21 protein-coding genes are annotated in these 25,416 nt (G+C 71.6%); 16 read left to right on the top strand and 5 right to left on the bottom strand.

Annotation, left to right across the window (positions count from 1 at the left end; genetic code table 11):
- Window positions 1-15: 15 nt before the first annotated feature.
- The 5 genes from ACNYC2_RS26715 (at window position 16) to fbaA (ending at window position 4,771) form a co-directional block, all read left to right on the top strand.
- Window positions 16-744 carry a hypothetical protein gene (locus ACNYC2_RS26715; protein ID WP_419704647.1) on the top strand — a complete coding sequence of 243 codons (729 nt, stop codon included), beginning with the start codon at window positions 16-18 and terminating at the stop codon, window positions 742-744.
- A 67-nt stretch (window positions 745-811) separates the two neighbouring features.
- A complete protein-coding gene (locus ACNYC2_RS26710; RefSeq protein WP_357503765.1) occupies window positions 812-1,588 on the top strand; it encodes an HAD-IIA family hydrolase in 777 nt (258 codons plus the stop codon).
- Complete coding sequence (locus ACNYC2_RS26705) at window positions 1,588-2,226, top strand: TrmH family RNA methyltransferase (RefSeq protein ID WP_419704646.1); 639 nt, start codon at window positions 1,588-1,590, stop codon at window positions 2,224-2,226. The genes ACNYC2_RS26710 and ACNYC2_RS26705 overlap by 1 nt, the downstream gene beginning before the upstream one ends.
- Before the next feature lie 102 nt (window positions 2,227-2,328).
- Window positions 2,329-3,564 (top strand): MFS transporter, encoded by a 1,236-nt coding sequence (locus tag ACNYC2_RS26700; RefSeq protein ID WP_419704645.1) that lies wholly within the window; start codon window positions 2,329-2,331, stop codon window positions 3,562-3,564.
- 187 nt (window positions 3,565-3,751) lie between these two features.
- Window positions 3,752-4,771 carry a class II fructose-bisphosphate aldolase gene (gene fbaA / locus ACNYC2_RS26695; RefSeq protein ID WP_377136323.1) on the top strand — a complete coding sequence of 340 codons (1,020 nt, stop codon included), beginning with the start codon at window positions 3,752-3,754 and terminating at the stop codon, window positions 4,769-4,771.
- A 93-nt stretch (window positions 4,772-4,864) separates the two neighbouring features.
- Here fbaA and ACNYC2_RS26690 read toward each other — a convergent pair whose 3' ends face one another.
- Complete coding sequence (locus ACNYC2_RS26690; protein WP_419704644.1) at window positions 4,865-5,347, bottom strand: STAS domain-containing protein; 483 nt, start codon at window positions 5,345-5,347, stop codon at window positions 4,865-4,867.
- A 258-nt stretch (window positions 5,348-5,605) separates the two neighbouring features.
- On the opposite strand from ACNYC2_RS26690, the gene ACNYC2_RS26685 reads away from it, so the two are divergent.
- The gene (locus tag ACNYC2_RS26685) at window positions 5,606-7,960 is read left to right on the top strand and encodes a SpoIIE family protein phosphatase (protein WP_419704643.1); all 2,355 of its coding nucleotides are present in this window, start codon (window positions 5,606-5,608) and stop codon (window positions 7,958-7,960) included.
- Window positions 7,961-8,103: 143 nt separating this feature from the next.
- Here ACNYC2_RS26685 and ACNYC2_RS26680 read toward each other — a convergent pair whose 3' ends face one another.
- A complete protein-coding gene (locus ACNYC2_RS26680; protein ID WP_357503776.1) occupies window positions 8,104-8,508 on the bottom strand; it encodes an STAS domain-containing protein in 405 nt (134 codons plus the stop codon).
- Window positions 8,509-8,649: 141 nt separating this feature from the next.
- Here ACNYC2_RS26680 and ACNYC2_RS26675 point away from each other — a divergent pair, with 141 nt between their 5' ends.
- The 3 genes from ACNYC2_RS26675 to purD all read left to right on the top strand — a co-directional run bounded on the left by ACNYC2_RS26675 (window position 8,650) and on the right by purD (window position 11,791).
- Window positions 8,650-9,093, top strand: coding sequence for a DUF3151 domain-containing protein (locus tag ACNYC2_RS26675; protein ID WP_419704642.1), 444 nt, complete (start codon window positions 8,650-8,652; stop codon window positions 9,091-9,093).
- Between the two features lie 74 nt (window positions 9,094-9,167).
- Window positions 9,168-10,460, top strand: a complete 1,293-nt coding sequence (locus ACNYC2_RS26670; RefSeq protein WP_419704641.1) for an adenylosuccinate synthase — start codon at window positions 9,168-9,170, stop codon at window positions 10,458-10,460.
- A gap of 44 nt (window positions 10,461-10,504) precedes the next feature.
- A complete protein-coding gene (purD, locus tag ACNYC2_RS26665; RefSeq protein ID WP_419704640.1) occupies window positions 10,505-11,791 on the top strand; it encodes a phosphoribosylamine--glycine ligase in 1,287 nt (428 codons plus the stop codon).
- A gap of 69 nt (window positions 11,792-11,860) precedes the next feature.
- On the opposite strand, the gene ACNYC2_RS26660 is transcribed toward purD, so the two are convergent.
- Together ACNYC2_RS26660 and ACNYC2_RS26655 are read right to left on the bottom strand one after the other, a co-directional pair.
- Window positions 11,861-13,282, bottom strand: coding sequence for a ricin-type beta-trefoil lectin domain protein (locus ACNYC2_RS26660; RefSeq protein ID WP_419704639.1), 1,422 nt, complete (start codon window positions 13,280-13,282; stop codon window positions 11,861-11,863).
- Window positions 13,283-13,452: 170 nt separating this feature from the next.
- Window positions 13,453-15,741 (bottom strand): substrate-binding domain-containing protein, encoded by a 2,289-nt coding sequence (locus tag ACNYC2_RS26655; RefSeq protein WP_419704638.1) that lies wholly within the window; start codon window positions 15,739-15,741, stop codon window positions 13,453-13,455.
- Window positions 15,742-15,804: 63 nt separating this feature from the next.
- Between ACNYC2_RS26655 and ACNYC2_RS26650 the strand changes: the two genes are divergently transcribed.
- The 6 genes from ACNYC2_RS26650 to ACNYC2_RS26625 all read left to right on the top strand — a co-directional run bounded on the left by ACNYC2_RS26650 (window position 15,805) and on the right by ACNYC2_RS26625 (window position 21,972).
- Window positions 15,805-16,917 carry a LacI family DNA-binding transcriptional regulator gene (locus tag ACNYC2_RS26650; RefSeq protein ID WP_419704637.1) on the top strand — a complete coding sequence of 371 codons (1,113 nt, stop codon included), beginning with the start codon at window positions 15,805-15,807 and terminating at the stop codon, window positions 16,915-16,917.
- Window positions 16,918-17,144: 227 nt separating this feature from the next.
- Window positions 17,145-18,707: a glycoside hydrolase family 6 protein gene (locus tag ACNYC2_RS26645; RefSeq protein WP_419704636.1), complete on the top strand. Its 1,563-nt coding sequence runs from the start codon at window positions 17,145-17,147 to the stop codon at window positions 18,705-18,707.
- Window positions 18,708-18,863: 156 nt separating this feature from the next.
- Window positions 18,864-19,622: an alpha/beta hydrolase family protein gene (locus tag ACNYC2_RS26640; RefSeq protein ID WP_419704635.1), complete on the top strand. Its 759-nt coding sequence runs from the start codon at window positions 18,864-18,866 to the stop codon at window positions 19,620-19,622.
- Window positions 19,623-19,726: 104 nt separating this feature from the next.
- Window positions 19,727-20,023, top strand: a complete 297-nt coding sequence (gene purS / locus ACNYC2_RS26635; protein WP_357503794.1) for a phosphoribosylformylglycinamidine synthase subunit PurS — start codon at window positions 19,727-19,729, stop codon at window positions 20,021-20,023.
- A complete protein-coding gene (gene purQ / locus ACNYC2_RS26630) occupies window positions 20,023-20,772 on the top strand; it encodes a phosphoribosylformylglycinamidine synthase subunit PurQ (RefSeq protein WP_377136312.1) in 750 nt (249 codons plus the stop codon). Before purS ends, purQ begins: the two co-directional genes overlap by 1 nt.
- 27 nt (window positions 20,773-20,799) lie before the next feature.
- A complete protein-coding gene (locus ACNYC2_RS26625) occupies window positions 20,800-21,972 on the top strand; it encodes a GNAT family N-acetyltransferase (RefSeq protein ID WP_419704634.1) in 1,173 nt (390 codons plus the stop codon).
- Window positions 21,973-21,994: 22 nt separating this feature from the next.
- On the opposite strand, the gene ACNYC2_RS26620 is transcribed toward ACNYC2_RS26625, so the two are convergent.
- On the bottom strand, window positions 21,995-22,780 hold the full coding sequence (locus ACNYC2_RS26620; protein ID WP_419707910.1) for an MBL fold metallo-hydrolase: 786 nt from the start codon (window positions 22,778-22,780) through the stop codon (window positions 21,995-21,997).
- A gap of 123 nt (window positions 22,781-22,903) precedes the next feature.
- Between ACNYC2_RS26620 and ACNYC2_RS26615 the strand changes: the two genes are divergently transcribed.
- Window positions 22,904-25,402 (top strand): glycoside hydrolase family 3 N-terminal domain-containing protein, encoded by a 2,499-nt coding sequence (locus ACNYC2_RS26615; protein WP_419704633.1) that lies wholly within the window; start codon window positions 22,904-22,906, stop codon window positions 25,400-25,402.
- Window positions 25,403-25,416 lie beyond the last annotated feature (14 nt).

Genomic DNA, 25,416 nt, shown 5'->3' with positions numbered 1-25,416 from the left:
TGTATCTTTAGATTCATGGGGCCATTTGTCGCTTTAGTCCTGCTCGTCATCGGTCTGGTGGTGTTCACCATCGCCGCGGTGCGGGTGATGAAGCGCGGGCGCTCGCAGGATGTCGAGCAGTGGGCCGAGGCGAACGGGTGGGAGTACATCGGCAAGGATCCGATGCTCGCCCAGCGCTGGAGCGGACGGCCGTTCGGCATGGGCCTGGACCGTGAGGCTCGTGACGTGATGCGGGGGCACGTCGACGGCCACGACATCGTCTCCTTCACGTACACGTGGCGCTCGGGCTCGCCCGACGCCGACACGCGCCGCGCGGGTCTGCGCCGCATGGCGCACGTCGTGGCGCTCGACGCGCTGCCGGGCGAGCCGGTCGTGGACCTGTCGCCGGAGGGCATCCGCGAGAAGTGGCAGAAGCTCTTCGGTGCGCAGGACGTCCAGATCGACAACCCCGCGTTCGACGGCCAGTGGCTCGTGCGCACCTCGGACGAGTACTTCGCGCGCCGGGCTCTCGACGCACGCCTCGCGAACATCGTGATGCTGCCCGACTTCCACGGCTCGCGGCTCCGGATCGAGGGGCCGTCGATCATGCTGTGGCGGCCCGGCCGCACCGACGTGACGACCCTGACCGAGCGGGCCAAGCGTGTCGCGGAGGTCGCACGGATCGTGCTGCCCATGGAGAAGGGCGGGCCGCGCTTCGAGTCGGGCGGGACGATCAACGGCTTCGGGATCCCCGGGCTGACCTGACCTGGCCCGACCCCCGTCAACGAACCACGGCACGGGCGTCTGCGACCCGACCGCTAGGCTGGCGGCCATGATCGAGCGGACCACCGAAGCCTGGCTGACGGACATGGACGGCGTGCTGGTGCACGAGGGCACCGCCCTCCCCGGCGGCCCCGAGTTCATCAAGGCGTTGCGGGACAAGGAGCTGCCGTTCCTCGTCCTGACGAACAACTCGATCTTCACGCCACGCGACCTGCGCGCCCGGCTCGCCTACAGCGGCATCGACGTGCCGGAGGAGAACATCTGGACGTCGGCCCTGGCCACCGCCCAGTTCGTGGCCGACCAGATCCCGAACGGCAGCGCGTACGCGATCGGTGAGGCGGGTCTGACGACGGCGCTGCACCAGGCGGGCTACACGCTCACCGAGTCGGACCCGGACTACGTCGTGCTCGGCGAGACGCGCACCTACTCGTTCGAGGCCATCACCAAGGCGATCCGGCTCATCACCGGTGGTGCGCGGTTCATCTGCACCAACCCGGACGTGACGGGGCCGTCGCAGGAGGGCCTGCTGCCCGCCGCCGGGTCGGTGGCCGCGATGATCACCGCGGCGACGGGCCGCCAGCCCTACTACGTGGGCAAGCCCAACCCGGTGCTGTTCCGGTCGGCGCTCAACCTGATCGGCGCGCACTCGGAGTCGACGACGATGATCGGGGACCGCATGGACACGGACATCCTGGGCGGCATGGAGGCCGGCCTGGAGACGTTCCTGGTGCTCACGGGGTCGACGTCGGCCGAAGAGGTCGAGACGTACCCGTTCCGCCCGAGCCACGTGGTGAACTCCATAGCGGACATCGTCGACCTGGTCTGATGGGCACGACGACGGATACAGCCGGCCCCGAGCCCGAGGTCGGCGTCGGCCCCTGGTCCGGACCGCTGCCCGACGACCCGCGCTACGACCCGGAGCTCCTCGCCGACGGCGACCGCCGGAACGTCGCCGACCACTACCGGTACTGGTCCGTGGAGGCGATAGTCGCCGACCTGGACACGCGCAGGCACCCGTTCCACGTGGCCATCGAGAACTGGGCGCACGACCTCAACATCGGTTCGGTGGTCCGCACCGCCAACGCGTTCAACGCGGCGGGCGTGCACATCGTGGGCAGACGCCGGTGGAACCGCCGCGGCGCGATGGTGACCGACCGGTACCTGCACGTGACGCACCACCCGGACGCCGAGGCGCTGGCCGAGTGGGCACGAACGCTGAGCCCCGGCGGGCTGCCGATCGTCGGCATCGACAACGTGCCGGGCTCCGTGCCGATCGAGGGGTACGCGCTCCCGCGGGAGTGCGTCCTGCTGTTCGGCCAGGAGTCCACCGGCCTGACGGCGGAGGCGCAGGCCGCCTGCGACGTCGTCCTGCACATCACGCAGTACGGCTCGACACGGTCGATCAACGCGGGAGCCGCCGCCGCCATCGCGATGCACGCCTGGGCGACGCAGCACGCCTCGTAGGCCGTCGTACCAGGGCGAGCACGGGACGCCGTCGGCCCCGGGAAACATCGTTGCCTCCGGGTGAGGACTGGGCCAGGATCGTCCGGTGGGCCGGAACGACGAATGAGCAACGAGTCCCTGACCCGGGACCGGAACTTCGTGGTCTTCTGGGGTACCCAGACGCTCTCTGTGCTGGGCGACTCGTTCTCGATGATCGCCTTCCCGCTGCTCATGCTGGAGGCCACCGGCTCGCTGGTGCAGATGGGCCTGCTGACGAGCGTCATGGCGGTCGGTTCGCTCTCGATGGGCCTCGTCGGCGGGGCAGTGGTCGACCGGTTCGACCGGCGCAGGCTCCTGATCGCCTGCGACGTGGCCCGCCTGCTGCTGTTCGCCGCGGTACCCGTCTGCTGGGCGTTCGAGCCCCAGGTGTGGCTGCTGTTCGTCGTCGCGGGTGTCGCGTCGGTGTTCGGGCAGCTGTTCCAGATCACCTACATCACGGCGGTGCCCACCATCGTCGGCCGGGAACGCGTGGCCGAGGCCAACAGCAGGCTCCAGGCCACCGCCTCGCTGGCCAGCATCGGCGGGCCGGCGCTCGCCGGCCTGATCGCCGCGACGGCGGGCGTCACGGCGGCGATCGCCATGGACGCGGCCACCTTCGGCGTCTCGGCGCTCGGGCTGCTCGCCGTCCGACTCTCACGGGTGGCGCCCGCCGCGTCGGTGGAGCGTCCCGGTCTCGGACGCGACCTCCGGACGGGCTTCGTCACCGGCGCGCGGTTCCTGTGGCGCCACCCGGTGCTGCGCGTGCTGACCATCTCCCTGACGATCACCACCTTCGTCACGTACGGCCTGACCGACGTGATCATCTACCAGGTCCGTCACGGCCTCGGGGAGAGCGAGAACGTCGTCGGCTACGTTATGGCCGCGGCAGGGGCCGGGACATGCCTGGCAGCGGTCCTGTCCGCCCGCCTGCGCCGGACGCTCGGCTTCGGGGCCTGCTGGATCAGCGCCATGACCCTGTGCGGCCTGGCAGGCGTGGCGCTCGCGCTGAGCCGCGACGCGGTGGTCATGGGAGCGGCGGTCTTCGTGTTCTGGTTCGGGCTCATGCTCGCGGCGGTCTGCTCGATGTCGCTGCGCCAGCTCGTCACGCCCGACGCCCTGCTCGGGCGGGTCACCGCGGCGTTCTGGACCATCCACTACAGCCTGGCGCCGCTCGGCGCGGCAGTGCTCACGGCGGCCGCCGACCGCTTCGGCGCGTCCGGGCCGCTGCTCGCGGTGGCGGTCATCTATCTGACCGTGGTCAGCGCGGCGGTCTTCACCCCGATCCGCGAACGCAACCCGGAGGACCGCCCCGTCAGCTGAGGTCAGAGGGTCTTCGAGGGCGTCCGAAGGCGACGGACAGACGAAAACCACAGTGTTTCGGCCGTTCGACTGTCGAACGACCGCACACAGCTGCCTGTGGATCGTGGCAAGATCGAAGGTGCATACCCGGGCGGCCTTGGACAATCATTGCGACCGCCCATCTCACCAGTCATTTGGAGTTTCGCAGATGCCCATCGCAACCCCTGAGGTCTACGCCGAGATGATCGACCGGGCGAAGGCCGGCAAGTTCGCCTACCCCGCCGTCAACATCACCTCGTCGCAGACCATCACTGCCGCACTTCAGGGCTTTGCCGAGGCGGAGTCCGACGGCATCATCCAGGTTTCCGTGGGCGGCGGCGAGTACGCGTCGGGCTCGACGGTGAAGGACCGCGTCTCGGGCTCGCTCGCGCTCGCTGCCTACGCGACCGAGGTCGCCAAGGGCTACGGCGTCAACATCGCCATCCACACGGACCACTGCACGGCCGACAAGCTCGACTCCTGGGTCAAGCCGCTGCTCGCGATCGAGGCGGAGCAGGTCAAGAACGGCGGCCTGCCGACGTTCCAGTCGCACATGTTCGACGGTTCCACCGTGCCGATCGAGGAGAACCTCGTGATCGCGGCCGAGCTGCTCGAGCTGTCGCAGGCGGCGCGCACGATCCTCGAGATCGAGATCGGCGTCGTCGGTGGCGAGGAGGACGGCCACATGGCCGAGATCAACGACAAGCTGTACACGACGGTCGAGGACGGCCTGGCCACGGTCAAGGCGCTCGGCTCGGGCGAGAAGGGCCGCTACCTGACGGCCCTCACCTTCGGCAACGTGCACGGCGTGTACAAGCCGGGTGCCGTCAAGCTCCGCCCGGAGATCCTGCTCGACATCCAGAAGGCCGTCGGCGCGGAGATCGGCAAGGAGAACCCGTTCGACCTCGTGTTCCACGGTGGTTCGGGCTCGACGGCGGAGGAGATCTCCGCGGCCGTCGACAACGGCGTCATCAAGATGAACATCGACACCGACACGCAGTACGCGTACACGCGCCCTGTCGTCGAGCACATGTTCAAGAACTACGACGGCGTCCTGAAGGTCGACGGCGAGGTCGGCAACAAGAAGGCCTACGACCCGCGCGCGTGGGGCAAGGCAGCGGAGGCCGGTATGGCCGCCCGCATCGTCGAGGCCTGCCAGCAGCTCCGTTCGGCCGGCCACAAGATGTGAAGTAGGTCCGCGAAGTAGAGCGCCTGTCCGAGTCTCCCTGGTGAAACAGGGGAGACTCGGACAGGCGCTCTACTTCGCGGACCTACTTCGGCGCTACGAGGCGGGCGGGCCGCCCACACCTGCCGGGGCCGGCGTGTCGCCGGACGGCGGCGGGCCGGACGGGCCGTCGTCGTCCAGCTCGAAGCCCGGGTCCTCGTCCACGATGTCGAGGAGGTCGCCGATCCGGGTCACCTCCAGCAGGAAGCGCACCGTCGGCGGTGCACGCAGCACGCGTACCCGGTGCGGGCTGCGGCTCGCGAGGCGCGCGAGGAACGCGACGCCTGAGGAGTCCATGAAGGTCACGTGGTGCGCGTCGATCTCGACCGGGAGGCGTGACTCCTCGGCCGCGGCAGTGGCCTCGTGCAGATCGCCGCCGATATCGGCGTCGATCTCCCCGGAGAGGACGATCCGCGCACGCGAGCGGCCCACTATGACGTGGATACTGGCGGGGTCGCCGATCTCGGGGGTCTTGTGGCCGGGGTCCTGGGGGCTCCCGCCCTGCGGACCGCGCGGGGGGTCGTAAGTTCCGTCCTGCACGGTTCTCCTTCCGGGAGCAGTGGTCGTGGCGCTGTGTCGGTCCGATGATAGAGGTTGAGGTTCAGATCTCGGACCGTCCCAATCTACGGTTGAATGTCCTGCTGGAACAGCACCTCGAGCAAGAGATACCGTTGGGAGGGCATTTTGACCGATTCATCCGGTCTAACACCGTCCTCTCCGCCGCCGCGGCACCCCGGCCTTTCCGTATTCGGCCTCGGTCCGACTCAGGACGGGACAACGAACGGTAGAACCGACGGCGTGTCGAACGGAACGTCTGACGGAAACGGCTTGGACGCCGGCCCGCCCGCGATTCCCGCCGCCGCGAGCGTGCCCCCGAGCGTTCCGTCGAACCCGCCGTTCGGCGCCTACCGGACGTCCGGCGCGGAGCCGCGCAGGCACGCACCTAGCACCGGCATCCCGCGCACCCTGCCGCCGTCGATCGGCGACGTGGTCCTGCGCGCCGCGGTCAACGTGGGTATCCCCGTGTTCCTCACCGGGCCCACCGAGGACGGCATGCCGATGCTGTGGGCGAACAGCGCCTTCGAGCACTACGCCGGCGTGCGGTTCACCGACTTCGCGGGGTACACGGTGCGCCGCCTGGGCGAGATGCTCGTCGAGCCGCAGGACCTCGAGCGCATGACCGAGCTGGTGAACGCGGGCCAGGAGGTGCACGCGACCGTGAAGTCCCACCTGCGTGGCGGCACGCACGGCTGGGCCCAGCTGACGCTCACCCCTGCCCGAGCCGGCCACAGCGACCGCATCACCCACTGGATCGGGTTCAGCGTGGACGTCTCCGACCACATGGAGCAGCACGCGGCCCAGCTCGCGAGCCTCGAGGTCGAGCGGCAGCAGCGCGAGGACCTCGACCTCATCGCGCAGACCACCGAGATCCTCACCGACCTCGAGTACCCGTACGCCCTGCGCGACATCGCGGAGCTGCTCCAGTCGATGGTGCGCTGGGCGGGCTTCTACGTGAACGACGACGGCCTCAAGCACGCCGCCGGCATCGACGTCGCGGCGCCTCCCAGCGGCCGCGGACGCCGTCATGCGCGGTACATCGAGGGCGACAACATCGCGGACAAGTCCCTGCGCCGACGCCCGTCCGTCGACGCCCTCGGCGACTCCGTGACCACCGGGCCGATGCCCATCCTGGAGGTCGTCGACTCGGTCCAGGACGTGCTCGACGGCGTGCTCGACGGCCCCGTCCTGCTGCACCTCGACATCCCGCACGCGCCGCACTCGGCGTCGGGCTGGCTGCAGCGCGACCTCACGCTGCGCCTCGCCGACGAGCTCGGCAAGGCACCCGACTCGGTGGTGGTGCACCCCGTCGCCGGACGGCGGGACGTGCTCGGGCTGGTCGTGATCGTCCCGGACGAGGACGAGCCCGGCGACTACGTCGAGGCCGACGAGCCGGACACGCTGCGCACCGTCGTGGAGGTCGTGGCCCGCCGTGCGGGCAGCGCCATCGACAACGCGCGCATGTACGCACGGGAGCACCGCCTCGCCGAGACCCTGCAGCGCGCCATGCTCCCGGAGCAGGCGGACGTCGCCGGGCTCGACGTGTGGACCTACTACGCCCCCAACGCGGAGCACGCGCAGGTGGGCGGCGACTGGTACGACGTGCTGCAGATCTCGCCCGAGCTCGTCGGCCTGGTGATCGGCGACGTCGTGGGGCACGACGTCGAGGCGGCCGCGACCATGGGCCAGCTGCGTTCCGTGGTGCGCTCGTACGCCTTCGAGCTGTCGACGCCGAGCCGCGTGCTCGAACGTGTGGACCAGCTCGTGGCGGGCATGGGCATACCGCGCTCGGCAAGCATGGTGTACGCCTCCCTGAAGCGCGAGGACGAGCCGGACGTCTGGACCATCGGCTACTCGCGTGCGGGGCACCTGCCGCCCCTCCTGCTGCGTGCCGGCCAGGTGATCAAGCTGGACGAGGGCGGCGGCGCGCTCGTCGGCTTCGGGTCGCGCGAGCGGACGACGGGCGAGGCGCGCCTCCAGCCCGGCGACACGCTGTTGTTCTACACGGACGGCCTCATCGAGCGGCGCGACCGGTCCCTGCGGCTGGGGCTGGAGGCCCTGCTGGAGACGGCGTCGGCCATCACGGCGCGCGACGCCGCGGGCGTGGGCGAGGAGCTGCTGTCCCGCCTGGCCGACGCGCCGGAGGACGACGTCGCGATCGTCGTGGTGCGGATCCCCGACCCGACCGGCGACGCCGGCGAGACGGCCCTGTCGCCGCGGTGGCGGCGCTGGATGCTCCCGAGCGAGCCCTCCTCCATCGGACGGGCCCGGCACGCTGTGCTGCGCACCTGCCAGGCGTGGGGTATCGAGGAGTCGGCGCAGGCCGAGCTGGTCGTGTCGGAGCTGGTGGCGAACGGCGTGCTGCACGGCTGGGGGCACATCGCGCTGCGTCTGTACGACACGGGCGACGGCCTGCGGATCGAGGTCGAGGACAACAACCCGGCGCCGCCCGTGGCGACCGACGGGCACCCGAACCGCCTGGGCGGGTTCGGCATGCAGATCGTCGACCGCCTCGCGGAGTGGGGCTGGCGCCCCTCAGGCAGCGGCAAGCTGGTGTGGGCGAAGCTCCGCCGCCAACCCACCCCGCCCAAGTAACCCACCCCACCGAAGTAACCCACCCCACCGGTGATCTGTCGAAGTAGAGCGCCTGTCCGAGAAACGCGGGACTTACCCCCGCATTTCTCGGACAGGCGCTCTACTTCGACAGATCACCGGTGCCAGGCCAGGTGGATAACGTTTTACGCAGTTGACACGTCGCGGTGGGACAACGGGGAGCCGTCGTCGTCCCGCGATGTCATCACCGCGAACCCCGAGTCGGGAGCCGAGGGCTCGCACGAGTGCTCGTCGTCGATCCGGAAGAGCTCCATCGCCCCGCACACCTCGAGCACGAACAGGTCGCGCTCGTCGGCCCCGCGGATCACCGTGGCGCCGCCGCGCTTGCGGCCGGCGTCGGCCAGCGAGATGAGGAACGCGGCGCCTGTCGAGTCCATGAACGTGACCCGGCACATGTCGATCACGAGCAGCTGTCGGCGCAGGCCGACCACGCGCGCTGCGATCTCCGGGAACTGGTCTCGTTCGGCGAGGTCCAGGTCGCCGGCGATCACGAGCGTCGTCGTCGTGGGAGACGTCGCGATCTCGATCATGTGTCGAGCGTAACGACTGTTGCCCGATCGCACCGGATGAAAGGCAAAATTCACCGTCCTGGGCGCTGTCGCGGGCAATCCGGTGCGGCCTGGTTTGTCCATCCGCGCCCCGGAAGGGTCCGGAAGTGTGAGGATCTGAGCATGAGCACCCACGACAACCTCCTGCAGGGCCCGGCCCCCACCCTGCTTCCCGACGATTTCCCGGCCGCCCGTGAGCGCCTGACCAGCGGTGACGACCCCGTGGACGTGGCAGCGGAGGCCCCGGCGTCGTCCCTCGTCTGGGCAGTCCTGGCCGAGGGCGCGCTCGCGACGGGCAGCGCCCCCGGCGACGTCGAGGCCTACGCCTACGCCCGGACCGGCTACCACCGCGGCCTCGACGTGCTGCGCCGTGCCGGCTGGCGCGGGCAGGGCCCGATCCCGGCGAGCCACGTGCCGAACCAGGGCTTCCTCCGCGCGCTTCTCGCGCTCTCCGAGGCGGCCCACCGCATCGGCGAGGAGGACGAGGCGGAGCGCTGCGCGAAGTTCCTGGTGGACTCCGGCACGTCCGTGGACGAGGTACGCGCCCTCACGCCCACCACGAAGTAGACTCGGGCGCGGCCCGCGGGCGCCATCGTGCGCACGACGCGGGCAACCCGAGCAATCCGAGAAGGTGGAGATCCATGCCAGGCGTCGTGCTCGTCGGGGCCCAGTGGGGCGATGAGGGCAAGGGAAAGGCGACGGACCTCCTGGGCTCCCGCGTCGATTACGTGGTCAAGTTCAACGGTGGGAACAACGCGGGGCACACGGTCGTCATCGACGACGAGAAGTACGCGCTGCACCTCCTGCCGTCCGGGATCCTGTCGCTGGGCGTCGTGCCGGTCATCGCCAACGGCGTGGTGGTCGACATCGAGGTCCTGTTCCAGGAGCTCGACGCGCTGATCGCGCGCGGCGTGGACGTGTCCAGGCTGCTCGTGTCGGGCAGCGCGCACATCATCGCGCCCTACCACCGCACCATCGACAAGGTGACCGAGCGGTTCCTCGGCAAGCGCCGCATCGGCACCACCGGCCGGGGGATCGGTCCGGCGTACGCCGACAAGATCAACCGCGTCGGCATCCGCATGTGGGACCTGTTCGACGAGAAGATCCTGCGCGCCAAGATCGAGGGCTCGCTCGACCAGAAGAACCACCTGCTCGTGAAGATCTACAACCGGCGCGCCATCACGGTGGACGAGACGCTCGACGAGCTGCTCCAGTACGCCGAGCGCCTGCGGCCCATGGTCACGGACACCGCCGTCGAGCTGGACAAGGCCATCCAGGCGGGCAAGACCGTCCTGTTCGAGGCCGGGCAGGCGACCATGCTCGACATCGACCACGGCACCTACCCGTTCGTGACGTCGTCCAGCGCGACGGCGGGCGGCGCGGTGACCGGCTCCGGCGTCGGGCCCACCCGGATCGACTCCGTCATCGGCGTCATCAAGGCCTACACGACCCGCGTCGGCGAGGGCCCGTTCCCCACGGAGCTGTTCGACGACAAGGGCGAGTTCCTGCGCAAGACCGGCGGCGAGTACGGCGTCACCACGGGCCGTGCGCGCCGCACCGGCTGGTACGACGCCGTCATCGCCCGCTATGCGACCCGCATCAACGGGCTCACCGACATCGTGCTCACCAAGCTCGACGTGCTCACCGGCATGGAGAAGGTGCCCGTCTGCGTGGCGTACGACGTCGACGGCGTCCGCCACGACGAGATGCCCACGGACCAGACGGCGTTCCACCACGCGAAGCCGATCTACGAGGAGTTCGACGGCTGGTGGGAGGACATCTCCAAGGCCCGCTCCTTCGAGGACCTGCCGCCCAACGCCCAGGCCTACGTGAAGGCGCTCGAGGAGATGTCGGGTACCCGGATCTCCGCGATCGGCGTCGGCCCCAAGCGCGACGAGATCATCCCCGTGCACGACCTCATCCACAGCCGCTGAGTCCGTACCCGCTCAGAGAACCCACCAGAGAGCACGCCGCCACAGTGAAGATCCTCGTCATCGGGACCGGTGCCCGCGAGCACGCCATCATCCACTCCCTGCACCGGGAGACCGCGTCCGGGTCCGCCGCCCACGAGCTGCACGCGGCGCCCGGCAACCCGGGTATCGCCGGGCTGGCCACGCTGCACAAGGTCGACCCGCTGGACGGGACGGCCGTGACGGCGCTCGCCGAGCAGGTGGGCGCGGAGCTGGTCGTCGTCGGTCCCGAGGCGCCGCTGGTCGCGGGGGTCGCGGACTCCGTGCGGGCGGCCGGCATCCCGGTGTTCGGGCCGTCCGGCGAGGCCGCCCGGCTCGAGGGCTCGAAGTCGTTCGCCAAGGAGGTCATGGCCGCCGCGGGCGTGCCGACCGCCATGGCGCACGTGTGCACCGACGTCACGGAGCTCGCCGCCGCGCTGGACGCGTTCGGCGCCCCGCACGTGGTCAAGGACGACGGCCTGGCGGCCGGCAAGGGCGTGGTGGTCACGGACGACCGCGCGGCCGCGCTGGCCCACGGCGAGGCCTGCCTCGCGGGCGGGGGCACGGTAGTGGTCGAGGAGTACCTCGACGGACCCGAGGTCTCCCTGTTCTGCATCTCGGACGGCGCGAAGGTGGTCCCCCTGGTCCCCGCGCAGGACTTCAAGCGCGTCGGGAACGACGACGAAGGTCCCAACACCGGCGGCATGGGCGCCTACAGCCCGCTGGACTGGGCGCCGCAGGGCCTCGTGGACGAGGTGATGGCGCGCGTCGCCCAGCCGACCGTCGACGAGATGGCCCGGCGCGGCACGCCGTTCTCCGGCGTCCTGTACGTGGGGCTCGCGCTCACCAGCCGGGGCACGCGCGTGGTCGAGTTCAACGCGCGCTTCGGCGACCCGGAGACCCAGTCCGTGCTGGCCCGGCTCCTGACGCCGCTCTCGGAGGTCATGCTCGCGGCGGCCCTCGGCAAGCTCGCCGAGCTGGAGCCGCTCCGCTGGCGCCGGGAGGCCTCGGTGACGGTCGTCGTCGCGTCCGAGGGTTACCCCGAGCTGGCCCGGTCGGGTGACCAGATCACGGGCATCGAGGACGCCGAGGCGCTCCCCGGCGTGCACGTGCTGCACGCAGGTACGGGCCTCTCCGAGACCGGCGAGCTGGTCAGCGCCGGCGGCCGCGTGCTGTCCGTCGTGGCCCTGGGCACCGATCTGGCCGACGCCCGGCGCCGGGCCTACGAGGGTGTCGCGAGGATCGACCTCAAGGGCTCGCACCACCGCACGGACATCGCGCTGAAGGCCGAGCGCGGCGAGGTCACGGTTCCGTAGCAGCAGGGTCGCGGGACCGGGCGGGCAGCCGCACCGGAGGTCCGGTGCGGCCGCCCGCGTCAGGCTCCGCTAGGCCGTGCGCCGCCACTGCTGGGTGGCGGCCGCGGCGTCACAGGTCGCGAGCGCGAGGTCCCAGGAGTCCGCCGGGGTGGCGAGGCACAGGGTCGGGTCGACGACGCTGCTGATCGTCGCGTCGGCGTTGAGCTCCCACTGCTGCTCGGGCGTGCCCGTGCAGTCGGCGATGGCGAGCTTGCCGCCGACGGCGAGCGCACCGCTCGGCGCGACGCACATGTCGCCGTAGACCGTGAGCTGCCGGCCCGCACTCCAGTCGAACGACTGGTTGCCGCCCCCGTTGCAGTGCCACAGGCCGAGCTGCGTGCCGGCCGTCGTCGAGAAGCCCGGCACGTCGACGCACACGCCGTGCTGGACGCTGACGAGCGGCTCACCCGGCGGCGCGGGCGGCAGGTCGTTCAGGGCCTCCTTCTTGAGCAGGCGCCAGCCCCACTGGATCTGGGCCAGCCCCGAGGCGTTGGTGACCTCGAGGTCGCCGTCGCCGACGACCTCCGTCAGCGTGTAGGCGTCGCCCGTCCGCAGGCCGGGCCAGTAGACGATCCCGATGCCCTGGTCCCGTGCGACCTCCGTCAGCGCGCCGAGGTACGAGGTGTAGACGTCGCCCTCGTGGTTGCCGTAGTTGAGGCCTGTCGTCATCGGTGAGCCGGCCTCGCTGACGACCGTGCGCCACCCGTACCCGCCGAGGCGCGGGAGCAGGTTCGCCTTCCACTCGTCCTCGGTCGTGTGGTCCGCCCAGAACCCGTAGAAGTGCAGCGAGAGCAGCGTCCCCTTCAGCTCCCTGGCCGCGCCGACACCGGTGACGTCGTCGTTGTAGCCGGTCCCCGAGACGATCACGCGACCGCGGGGCACGTCGTCGTGGTCGTCCAGCCAGCCGGCGGTCAGGTCCACCCACTCGTCGAGGGTGTAGCCGAACGGCTCGTTCATGGGCTCGAAGTACACCTTCGGGTTGCGGCGGTACTCCGCCACGACCGTGTCCCACATCGCGTCGAAGGCGGCGGGGTCGTCGGCCAGTCCGTCCTTGGCGCTGTCCGCCTCCCAGTAGCTGAGGATGACCTTGAACCCGTGGTCCGTGGCGGAGTCGACGGCGCCCTGGTACGAGTCCCACCACTCGGTGCCGACGCTCGAGGGGTTGATCGGCAGCCGTACCGTGTTGGCGCGCGTCTCGAGCCGGAACTCCGAGAGGATGTCGGTCGCCTTGGCGTACGTCGTGGCGTAGTCGTCCTCCGTGCTCAGGCCGGAGGGCACGACCTCGTCGTCCGCGTAGTTGTCGCGGGGGTCCGCCCAGTTGACCCCGCGGAACTCGCTGGTGCCGGACGGCCCGACCGAGGGGGCGGCGACAGCGGTGCTGGGAACCACCGCCACCGCCGCTATGAGGAGGCCGGCGACCGCAAGGGCGCCGGTCCGGACTGCTCGTGTCATGGGGGGCTCCGATCTGGGGGCGCTTCGCTGCGCCGCCGTCCGAGGCCTCGAGGCGACTGTGCCGGCCCGATGCCTATGTTGGCGCAAACATTGCACGTCCGTCCGCAGTTGCGCAAGGTCCTGCTTCCTTCCCGGTTCCCTTGCGCGGCAACTCCCCAGGTCGTGCGGCCCTAGCGCGTCACCCCCCGGCGTTCCCGCACCGGCATGCCCGTCACGTCCATCAGGACGCCGATCATGCGCGCGCGGATGCCCGCGTCGTCGGTGACCGTGGTGGCGCGGCAGCGCACCCACATCTCACGGCCGTCGGCGGCGAGCAGCCGGTGCTCCAGGTCGAGCGGCTCGGCGGCCCCGGCGAGCTGCCGGGCGATCGCCGTCTGGACGGTCCGCACGTCCTGGGGGTGCACCCGCCCGGTCCACTCCTCGATGCCCGTGCACGTGGCGTCGTCCGGCAGGCCGACCAGGGCACGCCAGGTGCGGGAGTAGAAGACCTGGCCCGTGGCGATGTCCCAGTCCCAGGTGCCCTCCAGCGCCACGTCCTGGACCAGGGCGTTGCGCTCGACCTCGGTGCGCAGGTCGAGCACGAGCGCCCGTTCCCGGTACGCGGCCTCCGCGAGCGCCGCCTGCTGCCGCTGCAGGGAGGTGAGGCGGTCCTCCCGGTCGAGCGCGACGGCGACCATGGCTGCCCAGTGGTCGTACTTGTCGCGGGAGCTGGTGGCATGGATGTCCACGCCGCCGCCGATCGCGAGCATTCCCCAGTCGCTCTGGTCGAAGGTCACGGGCACGACGAACACGACGCCCTCGCCGGCCAGCGCGGGGGGCGGGAACTTGCTCACCGGCACGTGGGTGCCCACCAGGGCGGTCGCCTTGCGGGAGACCGCGGTGGTGCCGACGATCTCGAGCGTCCGTGCCCCGTTCACGGGGCCGGACGCCGGAGACGCGCCGGGGGCAGGCGCACCCTCGGGGCTCGTCCACAGGGCGAGCGTGGCGGGGCCGGGATGCCCGCGCGGGAGCCAGGTGAGGGCTCGGATCGCCCGGCCGTCGGCGTGCAGCAGGTCGAGGTCGAGCTCGTACTGCTCGGTGATCGTGCGTTCGAGCCGGCCGGACCGGGCCAGCAGCGTCTGCGTGCATCCGGCACTGAGGGCGACGAGCACGTCGGTGGCGGTCTGCGTGACCGCGCGGGACCGGGCGGCACGGCTGGGGGCGCGGGGTGCCTTCGGCGCGGGGTCGCCGCTCCCGCCGACGGGGCTCGGCCGCTCGCCGGGGGCCGTCGGCACCTGTCCCCGTCTGACCTGCTGGTGAAACTCCTCCTCCACCGACCGCAGCGCGGGGATGAGCTGCTCGATCGCCTCGGGGTGGGGTCGTAGCGCTCGTGTGCTCTCGGCGAGGCTGGTGAGCGTGGCCTGGGTGGGCGGCTGGCCCAGGGCTGCGGCGCTGCGGAACACGCGCTGCACGCCGCGCAGCCACGAGTCGAGGTCGGCGCCGGGTCCGAGGCGGGCCTCCGCCCCGTCGAAGGTCGCGCGTGCCACCTCGCCGAGCCGCCGCCACGCCGACGAACCCTCCTGGGTGGGCGGTCCCTCGACGAGCGCACCCGTACGCGCATCGAGGCAGCCGCACGACTCGCGCGTCACCAGGGTCGAGCGCGACAGGTGCTGGCCCACGACGCGCTCGCCCCGGATCCGGGCGAGCAGCAGCGAGACGGCGAGCTCCCCGACCTGGTCGTGGTGCGGGTCCACCGACGCGAGGCGGGGCCGCACGCGGGCGCCCGCCTCGGAGTGGTCGAACCCGACGATCGCCTGGTCACCAGGGAGCGACAGGCCCTGGGCCTGCAGCGCGCGGGAGAACCCGATCGCGTTGCGGTCCGTCGCGGCGAACGTCGCAGTGGTCGGCAGTCCGGGACCGCCCACGACGGCCTGCGCGACGGTGGCGGCGCTCGCCTCCTGGTTGTCGGCGGTGCGGTAGAGCCACTCGGGCCGGGGCGTGATGCCGTGCGCGAGCAGCGTGGCGCGGTAGGCCTCGTGGCGCTGGACGATGTCGGCCTGCCGCAGGCTGCCGAGGAACCCGATCTGCCGGTGCCCGTGCGCGATGAGGTGCTCGACGGCGGCCCGTGTGCCGCCCTCGTTGTCCGGGGTGATCACCGGGGCGTCGATGCTGGTGGTGCGCCCGCTGATCAGCACGACCGGCGTTCCCTCCTCCTCGATCCGGAGCAGCGTCGCCTCGTTCACGGCCGAGGTGATGACGATGACGCCGTCGACCTGGCCGAGGCTCACGGACGCCGTGCCCGGTGGCCGGTCCGGGAACTGCTCCCGCTCCAGGTCCGCCGGGTAGGTCTGCACCGCGACCACGCGATGCCCGTCCGGCCGGACGGTGCGTGCGATCCCGGCGAGCACCCGACCGAAGTAGTAGCCGCCGACCACCGGGGACAGCACCCCGATCACATACCTGCGCTTTCCGATAAACATGCAAATACACCCGTCTTCGTTGACGTTGTGCAAAATTCACCCGAGGGTGCATGCTACGTGGTTATGGTCCCAACGTCGCGACCGAATGATCCTGAACTGTCAGAATTTTCGACTCATCGGCGCCGACCGACGATTGTTGACGTCGCCAGAGCCGCCGGCGTGTCCACGGCGGTCGTCTCGTACACCCTGAACGGGCGCAGCGGGGTCTCGCCGACGACCCGTGAACGGGTGCTCCGGGTCGCGGACGAGCTCGGCTGGCGCCCCGCCACGGCCGCCCGGTCGCTCCGTAGCGGCCCGGCGGCGGCCGCCCTCGTCGTCGTGCACGACCAGCCTTTCGGCACCCGTGCGGCGTTCCCGCTCGACCTCGTGTCGGGCGCGCTCCAGACCCTCGGCCCGGACACGCTCACGCTCGCCGTGCACGTCGCGGGGTCGCCGGCGGACGCCGCCCAGCTCATGGACCGCTGGTGGACCGAGCGCCGCTACGCGGCCTTCGTCGTCACCGGTGTCCGGCGGGACGACGCCCGGCTCGCCGCCCTGCGCACCCTCCCCGCGCCGACGGTGGTGGTGGGCGCTGTCTCCGACGGCGCCCCCGCCACCTGGCAGCACGTGGTGCTGGACGACGGCGACGCCTTCGCGCAGGTGGGCGTCTTCCTCGCCGAGCTGGGGCACCGCCGGATCGCGATGGTCGCCGGGTCGGAGCACCTCCTCGCGCCGGTCCGCCGCGCCGCCGCGCTCGAGGCGTCCCTCGTGCGGTACGGCATCGAGCTGCGCACGGTCGCGGGCGACGGCCCCGAGCGCGCGGCGGCGGCGCTGCGCCCGCTGCTCTCGGCGAGCGACCGCCCCACGGCGATCGTGACCGACGACGACGCCACCGCCGGGCTGGTGCTGGACGTCGCCCGGCGGCTGGGCCTCGGCGTGCCGTGGGACCTGTCGGTGGTGGCCGGGACCGACTCGCCGGCGTGCTACCTGACGACGCCGTCGCTCACCGCGGTGCCGTACCCCGTCGAGGAGCTCGGCCGGGCCACCGGCTGGGCCCTGCGCGCGGCGCTCGGCACTGCCGTGTCCCGGCGTGCGGTGGGGGTGGACCCGACGGAGGGCGAGGCGCCGCCGTCGGGCACCGTGCCGGTGGGCAGGCTCGTCGTCCGTGGCTCGACCGCGCCCCCGGTCGGTGACTAATCGTTTAAGGCGGTTCTGCGGGAGCCAAACGGTAGGCAAAGTAGCGACATGCCACGGCGGAACGAGCCGCCGCGGTGCGCGTGTCGCCATCCGGCCTCCTGTGCCGGCGCGGGACGCGCTCGGTACGGCCAACGGAGGTCACCGTGTCTACAGCACAACGCCGCACGCGCGGCACATCCCCACTCAGGTCCCGCCCACGCAGGTCCCGCACCGTGGTGGCGGCAGCAGTGGGTGCACTCCTCGCAGCCCCCGCACTGGTCGCCGGGAGTGCGCCGGCCGTCGCGCTCGAGGACAACCCGTTCGTCGGGGCCGGGCAGTACGTCAACCCGGACTGGGCGGACCTGGTCGAGACGGCCGCCGGTGAGGTCGGCAACGCGGGCGTCGCCGCCGACATGCTGGCGATCGCCGACGAGCCGACGTCGGTCTGGATGGACCGGATAGCGGCGATCGCGGGCACCGAACGCCAGCACGGCCTGGAGTGGCACCTCGACCAGGCAGACGCCCAGTCCGGTGGCGCGCCCTTCGTGTTCAACGTGGTCATCTACGACCTGCCGGGCCGCGACTGCCACGCCCTCGCCTCGAACGGTGAGCTGCCGGCCACCGCGGCGGGGATGCAGCGGTACAAGACCGAGTACATCGACCCGATCGCCGCGCTGCTGAACCAGCCGGAGTACGAGAACCTGCGGATCGTCGCCACGATCGAGCCGGACTCGCTGCCCAACCTCGTGACCAACCAGTCCGACGCCGACTGCGCCGCCTCGGCGCCGTACTACCGCGAGGGGGTGCAGTACGCGCTGACCGAGCTGTACGAGGTCGGCAACGTGTACTCCTACATCGACGCCGGCCACTCGGGCTGGCTCGGCTGGCCGAACAACTCCAGCGGCGCCGCGCAGGAGTTCGCCAACGTCATCGAGGGCGGCACCTACGGGTGGTCCGCGGTGTCCGGCTTCATCACCAACACGGCGAACACCACGCCGCTCGAGGAGACGTACCTGCCCAACCCCGAGCTCCAGGTCGGCGGCAGCCCGCTCAAGTCGGCCGGCTGGTTCGAGTGGAACCCGGACTTCGACGAGGTCGACTGGACCGCGCACCTCTACGACCTGATGGTCGCGCAGGGCGCACCGTCGAGCATCGGCATGCTCATCGATACCGGCCGCAACGGCTGGGGCGGCTCTGCCCGTCCGACGGCGGCCAGCACGTCCACGGACCTGAACACCTACGTGAATCAGTCCAAGGTGGACCGCCGCAACCACCGCGGCGCCTGGTGCAACCCGTCGGGCGCGGGGATCGGCGAGCGGCCGACCGTCACGCCGTCGGGTCACCCCGAGTCCCACCTGGACGCCTACGTCTGGGTGAAGCCCCCGGGTGAGTCGGACGGCGCCTCGACCGAGATCCCGAACGACGAGGGCAAGCGCCTCGACCGGATGTGCGACCCGACGTACCAGTCCAGCGAGCTGGGCGGGAAGCTCACGGGCGCTCTGCCGGGTGCGCCGCTGTCGGGCCACTGGTTCCAGGCGCAGTTCGAGATGCTGGTCGCCAACGCGTACCCGGCCATCAGCCCGACCGATCCCACGGACCCGACGGACCCCACGGACCCGACGGACCCGACCGACCCGACCGACCCGCCGGTCGAGGAGTGCACCGCGGCGGCCTGGAGCGCTTCGGCCATCTACGTGGGCGGGAACACCGTGTCGCACAACGGCCACGAGTGGCGCGCCAAGTGGTGGACGCAGAACCAGGCGCCCGCGCCGTCCGAGTGGGGGGTGTGGCAGGACCTGGGCGCCTGCTGACGCGGGGTCTCGACAGGCTCGACTGACGCAACAGACGGTCTCGGCAGGCTCGGCCAACGGTGGTCGAGCCTGCCGAGACCGTCTCGCTGCGTGTCGGCGTCATCTCCACGAACTCGGGTGACGTTAATATCGCCGCCTGCCGACAGGGGAGTTGTCGTGGCTGAGCGCGTCACGTTCGAGAGCACCACGGGGCCTCGCCTCGCGGGCATCGTCGATCTGCCCGAGGGCGAGGTGCGCGGCTGGGGGGTGTTCTCCCACGGGTTCACGCTGGGCAAGGACTCGCCGGCCGCCGCCCGGATCTGCAAGCAGCTCGCGGTCGAGGGCATCGGGATGCTCCGGTTCGACAACCTCGGCCTCGGCGACTCCGAGGGCGACTGGGGCGACGGTTCCTTCACGCACAAGGTCGCCGACACCGTGCAGGCGTGCCGGTTCATGGCCGACCAGGGGCGTCCGGTCCACCTCCTGGTCGGACACTCGTTCGGCGGCGCGGCGGTGATCGCGGCCGCCGGGGAGGTCCCGGGCGTGCAGGCGGTCGCGACGATCGGCGCACCGGTCCAGCCGCGGCACGCCGAGCACAACTACGACGCCGTCCTGGGCCGGGTCTTCGACGACGGGCACGCTCCGTGGATGGTGGGCGGGCGTGCGCTGACGCTCAAGCGGCACTTCGTGGAGGACGTCCGGCGGGCCGAGCTGCGCTCGAAGATCCGCGAGATGGGCTCACCGCTGCTGGTCATGCACTCGCCCACCGACAGCACCGTCGACATCTCGAACGCGGGAGAGATCTTCCGCGAGGCGCGGCACCCGCGCTCGTTCGTGTCGCTGGAGGGCGCGGACCACCTGCTCACAGCGCCGGGTCAGGCCAAGCGCGCGGCCCGCATCATCAGCGCCTGGGCGGACCAGTACCTGACGGTCTGACGGCGCGGCGCAGGTCACTGCTCCTGGGCAGCGGGGCGCCCTGGCGCACAAGTAGACTCTCCCCGGAATCCCCATCGCCTTTCGCCAGTCAGCTAGGAGCTTTCGTGGGACGCGTTGTCGTCGAGGTCATGCCCAAGCCCGAGATCCTGGACCCCCAGGGCAAGGCTGTGGTCGGAGCGCTGCCGCGCCTCGGCTTCACCCAGTTCTCCGGTGTGCGTCAGGGCAAGCGGTTCGAGCTCGAGGTGGACGGTGAGGTGACGCCCGAGATCCTCGCGGCCGCCCAGGAAGCCGCAGCCACCCTGCTGTCCAACCCGGTGATCGAGGACGTGGTCTCCGTCACCGAGGCCACGGAGGACGCCGACGTCGCCGGTGAGGCGAGCGGCGCGCCGGTGAACGCCTGATGTCGGCCACCGAGCCGACGTCGGCCGCCACGCCGATGCCCGGGATCGAGGACGCCCGCATCGGCGTCATCACGTTCCCCGGCACGCTCGACGACCGTGACGCGGCGCGCGCCATCCGCCTGGCCGGTGCCGAGGCGGTGTCCCTGTGGCACGCGGACGCGTCGCTGCAGGACGTCGACGCCGTGGTGCTGCCCGGCGGCTTCTCCTACGGCGACTACCTGCGCGCGGGTGCGATCAGCCGGTTCGCGCCGGCGATGGCCGCGGTGGTCGACGCCGCCAACGGCGGCATGCCGGTGCTCGGCATCTGCAACGGCTTCCAGGTCCTGACCGAGGCGCACCTGCTGCCGGGCTCGATGGTCAAGAACGACCACCTGCACTTCGTGTGCCGGGAGCAGTCGCTGGTCGTCGAGAACGCGCGCACGGCCTGGACCAACGAGTTCCGCCGCGGGCAGCAGATCAAGATCCCGCTGAAGAACCAGGACGGCCAGTTCGTCGCGGACGAGCGCACGCTCGACGAGCTCGAGGGTGAGGGCCGCGTCGTGTTCCGTTACGACGGCTGGAACCCGAACGGCTCCCGCCGCGACATCGCGGGCATCACCAACGACCGCGGCAACGTGGTGGGGCTCATGCCGCACCCCGAGCACGCGGTCGAGGCGGGCTTCGGTCCGGCGTCCGCCGAGGGGCCGCGCGCCGGCGTCGACGGGCTGACGTTCTTCACGTCGGTGCTGTCCTCGCTGGTCCACGCGTGACCTTCGGTCCGGTCCGGGCAGGCGTGCATGGCCGCTGAGGTTCTCGCCGGGATCAGCATCGAGAACGTCGGCTGGGAGCACGGCGAGGCCGTCCGGCTGCGTGCCGAGCAGCAGCGTGAGATCGACGCACGGTACGCGCAGCCGGGCGTGCCTCCGGTGACGTCCGGGCCGGACCCGCGCGACCAGGTGGATCCCTCGATCGTGTTCGCGACCCTGCTGCTGCGCGTCGACGGCGAGCCCGCCGGGCATGCCGCGATGCGCGACCTGTCGGGCCGCGACGACCACCAGGGCGGCCTGCACCCCGACGGGACCGCCGAGGTCAAGCGTGTGTACGTGGCGCCGGGCTTCCGCGGTCGTGGGCTGTCCCGCACCCTGATGAACGCGGCGGAGGACGTGGCCCGCGCCGCGGGCGTGCGGCACCTGATCCTGGAGAGCGGGCTCATGCAGCCCGAGTCGCTGGGGCTGTACCTGCGGCTGGGCTACGACCCGGTCGAGCCGTTCGGCGTGTTCGCGGACGAGCCCGACTCGCGGTGCTTCGGCAAGTGGCTGGGGTCCGGGTCTCGACAGGCTCGACCAACGGAAGACGTCGAGCCGCGCCCGCTGGTCGAGCCTGTGTCGGTGGTCGAGCCTGTCGAGACCCCGCAGATCCACGAGGTGTCCTGGGACGACCCCGCCGCCGCAGCGCTGCGCCGCGGCATGTGGGCCTTTCACCAGGAGCGCTACCCCGAGCTCGTGCGCGACGTCGAGGCGCGCGGCGGGTACGACGTCTTTGACGCCGAACGCGGCCGCGACGCGCGGGCGACCTTCCTTGCGACGCTCGACGGGCAGCCGGTGGGCTGCGCGACGCTCGCGGCGGCGCAGGTCGGACCGGCGCACCTCACGGCGGACCCGCTGACCGGCTATGCCGGGCTCGCGCGGCCGGGCGTCGGCCTCGGCGCCGAGGACCCTCGCGGCTTCGAGATGCGGAGCGTGTTCGTCGACCCGTCCGCCAGGCGGGCGGGCGTCGCGAAGGCGCTGGTCCGGCAGATCGAGGAGAGTGCCCGACGCCGGGGCGGGCTCGCGCTGTACCTCGTGACGGGCGTCCGGCAGCCCGAGGCGCTGCGCCTCTACGTGCGGCTCGGCTACCGGCCGGTGCTGCCGTTCCCGCCGCACGCCGCCGCGGACGACCCGCTGCTCCTCTTCCTGGGCAAGGCCCTCTGACCCTGCGCTCTCGGGGCGGGGCTCACCGCCCCCGGAGATACTCCAGCTGCGCCCGCACCGACGAGCGGGCCGCGATCAGCACGGACGCGTCGACGTCGGCGTAGACGGCGCCGGTGACCGCGTCCAGGAGCGTGTCCGGGAGCGGCGACGCGACGTCGGGCAGCTCCGCCCCGAGACCCGTGAGCGCCGCACGTACCTGCTCCAGCCGCTCCAGGCGGTGCTGGCGGTACGCGTGCACCGCCGAGCCGAGGTCCTGGATCACCGGCCCGTGCCCGGGCAGACCGAGGACGGGACCCGGCAGGCCCAGCGCGCTCAGCCGGTCGAGCGAGGCCAGGTAGTCGCGCAACGATCCGTCCGGCTCGGCCAGCACGGTGGTCCCGCGGCCCAGCACCGTATCGCCGGTGAGCACGACTGACGACGACCCGTCTGACACCACGAGGCACACCGAGTCGGCGGTATGCCCGGGTGTGGCCAGCGCCTCTATGCGCAGGCCGGCGACCTCCAGCACCTCGCCGTCGGCCAGCGAGTCGACGCCCGCACCGCGGCTACCAACGCTGAACTCGGGCAGCCCACCTCGCGAGGGCGCCCCGGTCAGTTCCCGGAACCTGGCCAGTCCGCCCGTGTGATCCGGATGCCGGTGGGTCACGAGCGCGAGCTCCACCGGGCCGGCTCCGGCCAGCTCGGTGAGGTGCGGTTCCAGCGCCGGGCCCGGGTCCACCACCACACAGCCCGACGAGCCGGGCGCGCGCAGCACGTACGACCGGGTGCCGTCGAGGGTCATCGGGCCGGGGTTGTCGGCGCGCAGCATCCGCGCGTTGGGGGCAACGGAGTCCACCGCATCACCCTATCCAGTGGTCAACAGGGCTTGTGCGAGTACGAACTCCGGTGTGAGATCGGTAAATCACCTCCCAAGGTCGAGAGGAACTCCAGGATGTCTGCCATCCATGGCGCAGCGCAGCACCCCCGCGCCCGCACGACCGTCCTCCGCGCAGCAGCGGCACTCCTCGCCGCGACCGCACTCGCCGTGACTCCCCTGCTCGTCCCGGGTGCGGCACCGGCCGCCGCGAACGCCGAGGTGGTAGTGAGTGCGGGCCCGGTCGTGTTCGTGGAGGACGGCGACACCGCGACCGTCACGGTCACCGTCCAGGCAGACAGCGCGGTCCTCGCCGAACCGGTCCGCGTCGACTGGCGCACGGGTTCCGGCACTGCCACCGCTGACACGGACTACGAGGCAGGTTCGGGCACCCTCGAGTTCACGGCGGGTACGCCGTCGGGCACCGAACGCACGATCACCGTCCGGACCAGGGTGTCGGAGGCGGGGGAGACGGCGGAGACCGTCCCCCTGGCGCTGGCATCCCGCGACGCGGAGGTCGCTGCCGACCCCACCGTCGTCGTCCGGGCGCACGGCCTGCCCTACCTGGACGAGCGCCTGCCCGTCGAGGAGCGCGTCGCCGACCTCGTGAGCCGGATGACGCTCAAGGAGAAGGTCGGGCAGATGACGCAGGCGGAGCGCGGCAACGTGGCCGGCTCCCCGGCGGTGATCACGGAGCTCGGCCTGGGCTCGATCCTGAGCGGCGGTGGCTCCACGCCCGCCGACAACACCCCGGAGGGCTGGGCCGACGCGATCGACGGCTTCCAGGGGCGTGCGCTCGCCACCCGCCTGCAGATCCCGCTGCTCTACGGCGTCGACTCGGTGCACGGGCACGGCAACCTGGCCGGCGCGACGATCCTGCCGCACAACATCGGGCTCGGCGCCACGCGCGACCCGCTGCTCGTCGCCAGGGCCGAGCGCATGGTCGCCACCGAGACCCGGGCGACGGGCATCCCGTGGACGTTCGCACCCTGCCTGTGCGTGGTGCGCGACGACCGCTGGGGCCGGACCTACGAGTCGTTCGGGGAGCACCCGGCGCTGGCGAGCGTGCTCGGCGCGGCCGCGGTGCTCGGGTTCCAGGGCTCGCGCCTGGACAGCAGCAGGTCCGTCCTCGCGACGGCCAAGCACTTCGTGGCCGACGGCGACACCGCCTACGGCACCGGCGAGGGCGACTACACGGTGGACCAGGGCATCACCGAGCAGAGCCGCAGGCACGTCGAGTCCGTGGACCTGCCGCCGTACGCCGCGGCGATCGTGGCCGGCGTCGGCTCTGTCATGCCCAGCTACTCCAGCATGGACTGGACCGACGACGGTCTCGGCAACCCCGTGAAGATGCACGCCCACGACGAGCTGATCAACGGGTGGCTCAAGCGGGACCACGGCTTCGACGGGTTCGTCATCAGCGACTACCAGGGCATCCACCAGATCCCGCCGCTCGCGGCCGACTCGCCCACCACCCAGCAGATCGTCACCAGCGTGAACGCGGGCGTGGACATGTTCATGGAGCCGTCGCAGTTCGAGCGGTTCCACACGCGGCTGGTGGCGGCGGTGCAGGACGGCGCGGTGACGCCGGAGCGCATCGACGACGCCGTGTCCCGCATCCTCACTGCTAAGTTCGAGCTGGGGCTGTTCGAGGAGCCCTTCGCCGACCGGTCCCACGCGGACGACATCGGCTCGGCGGCGCACCGGGAGATCGCCCGCACGGCGGTCGCGGAGTCGCAGGTGCTGCTCAAGAACAGCCGGCGCGCGCTGCCCGTGGACGACGACGACAGCATCTACGTGGCCGGCCGCAACGCGGACGACCTCGGCAACCAGGCCGGCGGCTGGACCGGCACCTGGCAGGGCTTCTCGGGCGACGTCACCGAGGGCACCACGATCCTGGAGGGCATCGAGGCCGCCGCCGACGACGTGACGTTCAGCGAGGACGCGTCCGCCCCGACCGACGGGGCCGACGTCGGCGTCGTCGTGGTAGGCGAGACCCCGTACGCCGAGGGCTTCGGCGACGTGGGCGGACCGGAGTGGGCCTGGGACCCGGCCGACGGCGGCATTCCCCGCGAGGAGAAGTCGATGTCCCTCCAGCCCGGCGACGCGGAGGTCGTCGAGAAGGTCTGCGCCGAGATCGAGACCTGCGTGGTCCTGATCGTGTCGGGAAGGCCGCAGGTGATCACCGAACAGCTCGGCTCGATCGACGCCCTGGTCGCCTCCTGGCTGCCAGGCACGGAGGGCGCCGGAGTAGCCGACGTCCTGTTCGGCGACCGCCGCTTCACGGGCAAGCTCCCGCTCTCCTGGCCCCGCTCAGCAGACGACCCGGTGGTCAACGTCGGCGACAAGAACTACAACCCGCTGTTCCCCTTCGGTTGGGGCCTGTCCACAGGCGGCCGCACGTCAACCCTGGACGACCACCGCCTAGACCTCCAGGACACCGTCCTGGACGAGACCACCGGCGTCCCACCGCAGGCCGCACAGGCGATAGCCAAGTCCGACGTGGCCCTCCTGGAAGGCAAGAAGGCCCAAGCCCTCCGCCTCCTGAAAGCAGCCACCACCACCCCGCCGAGATAGAACTGCAGCGAAGT

Source organism: Promicromonospora sp. NFX87, from assembly GCF_048564965.1.
Taxonomy (GTDB): domain Bacteria; phylum Actinomycetota; class Actinomycetes; order Actinomycetales; family Cellulomonadaceae; genus Promicromonospora.
Note: the sequence above shows the minus strand (reverse complement) of the source record. Positions and strands in the feature narration are given on the sequence as shown.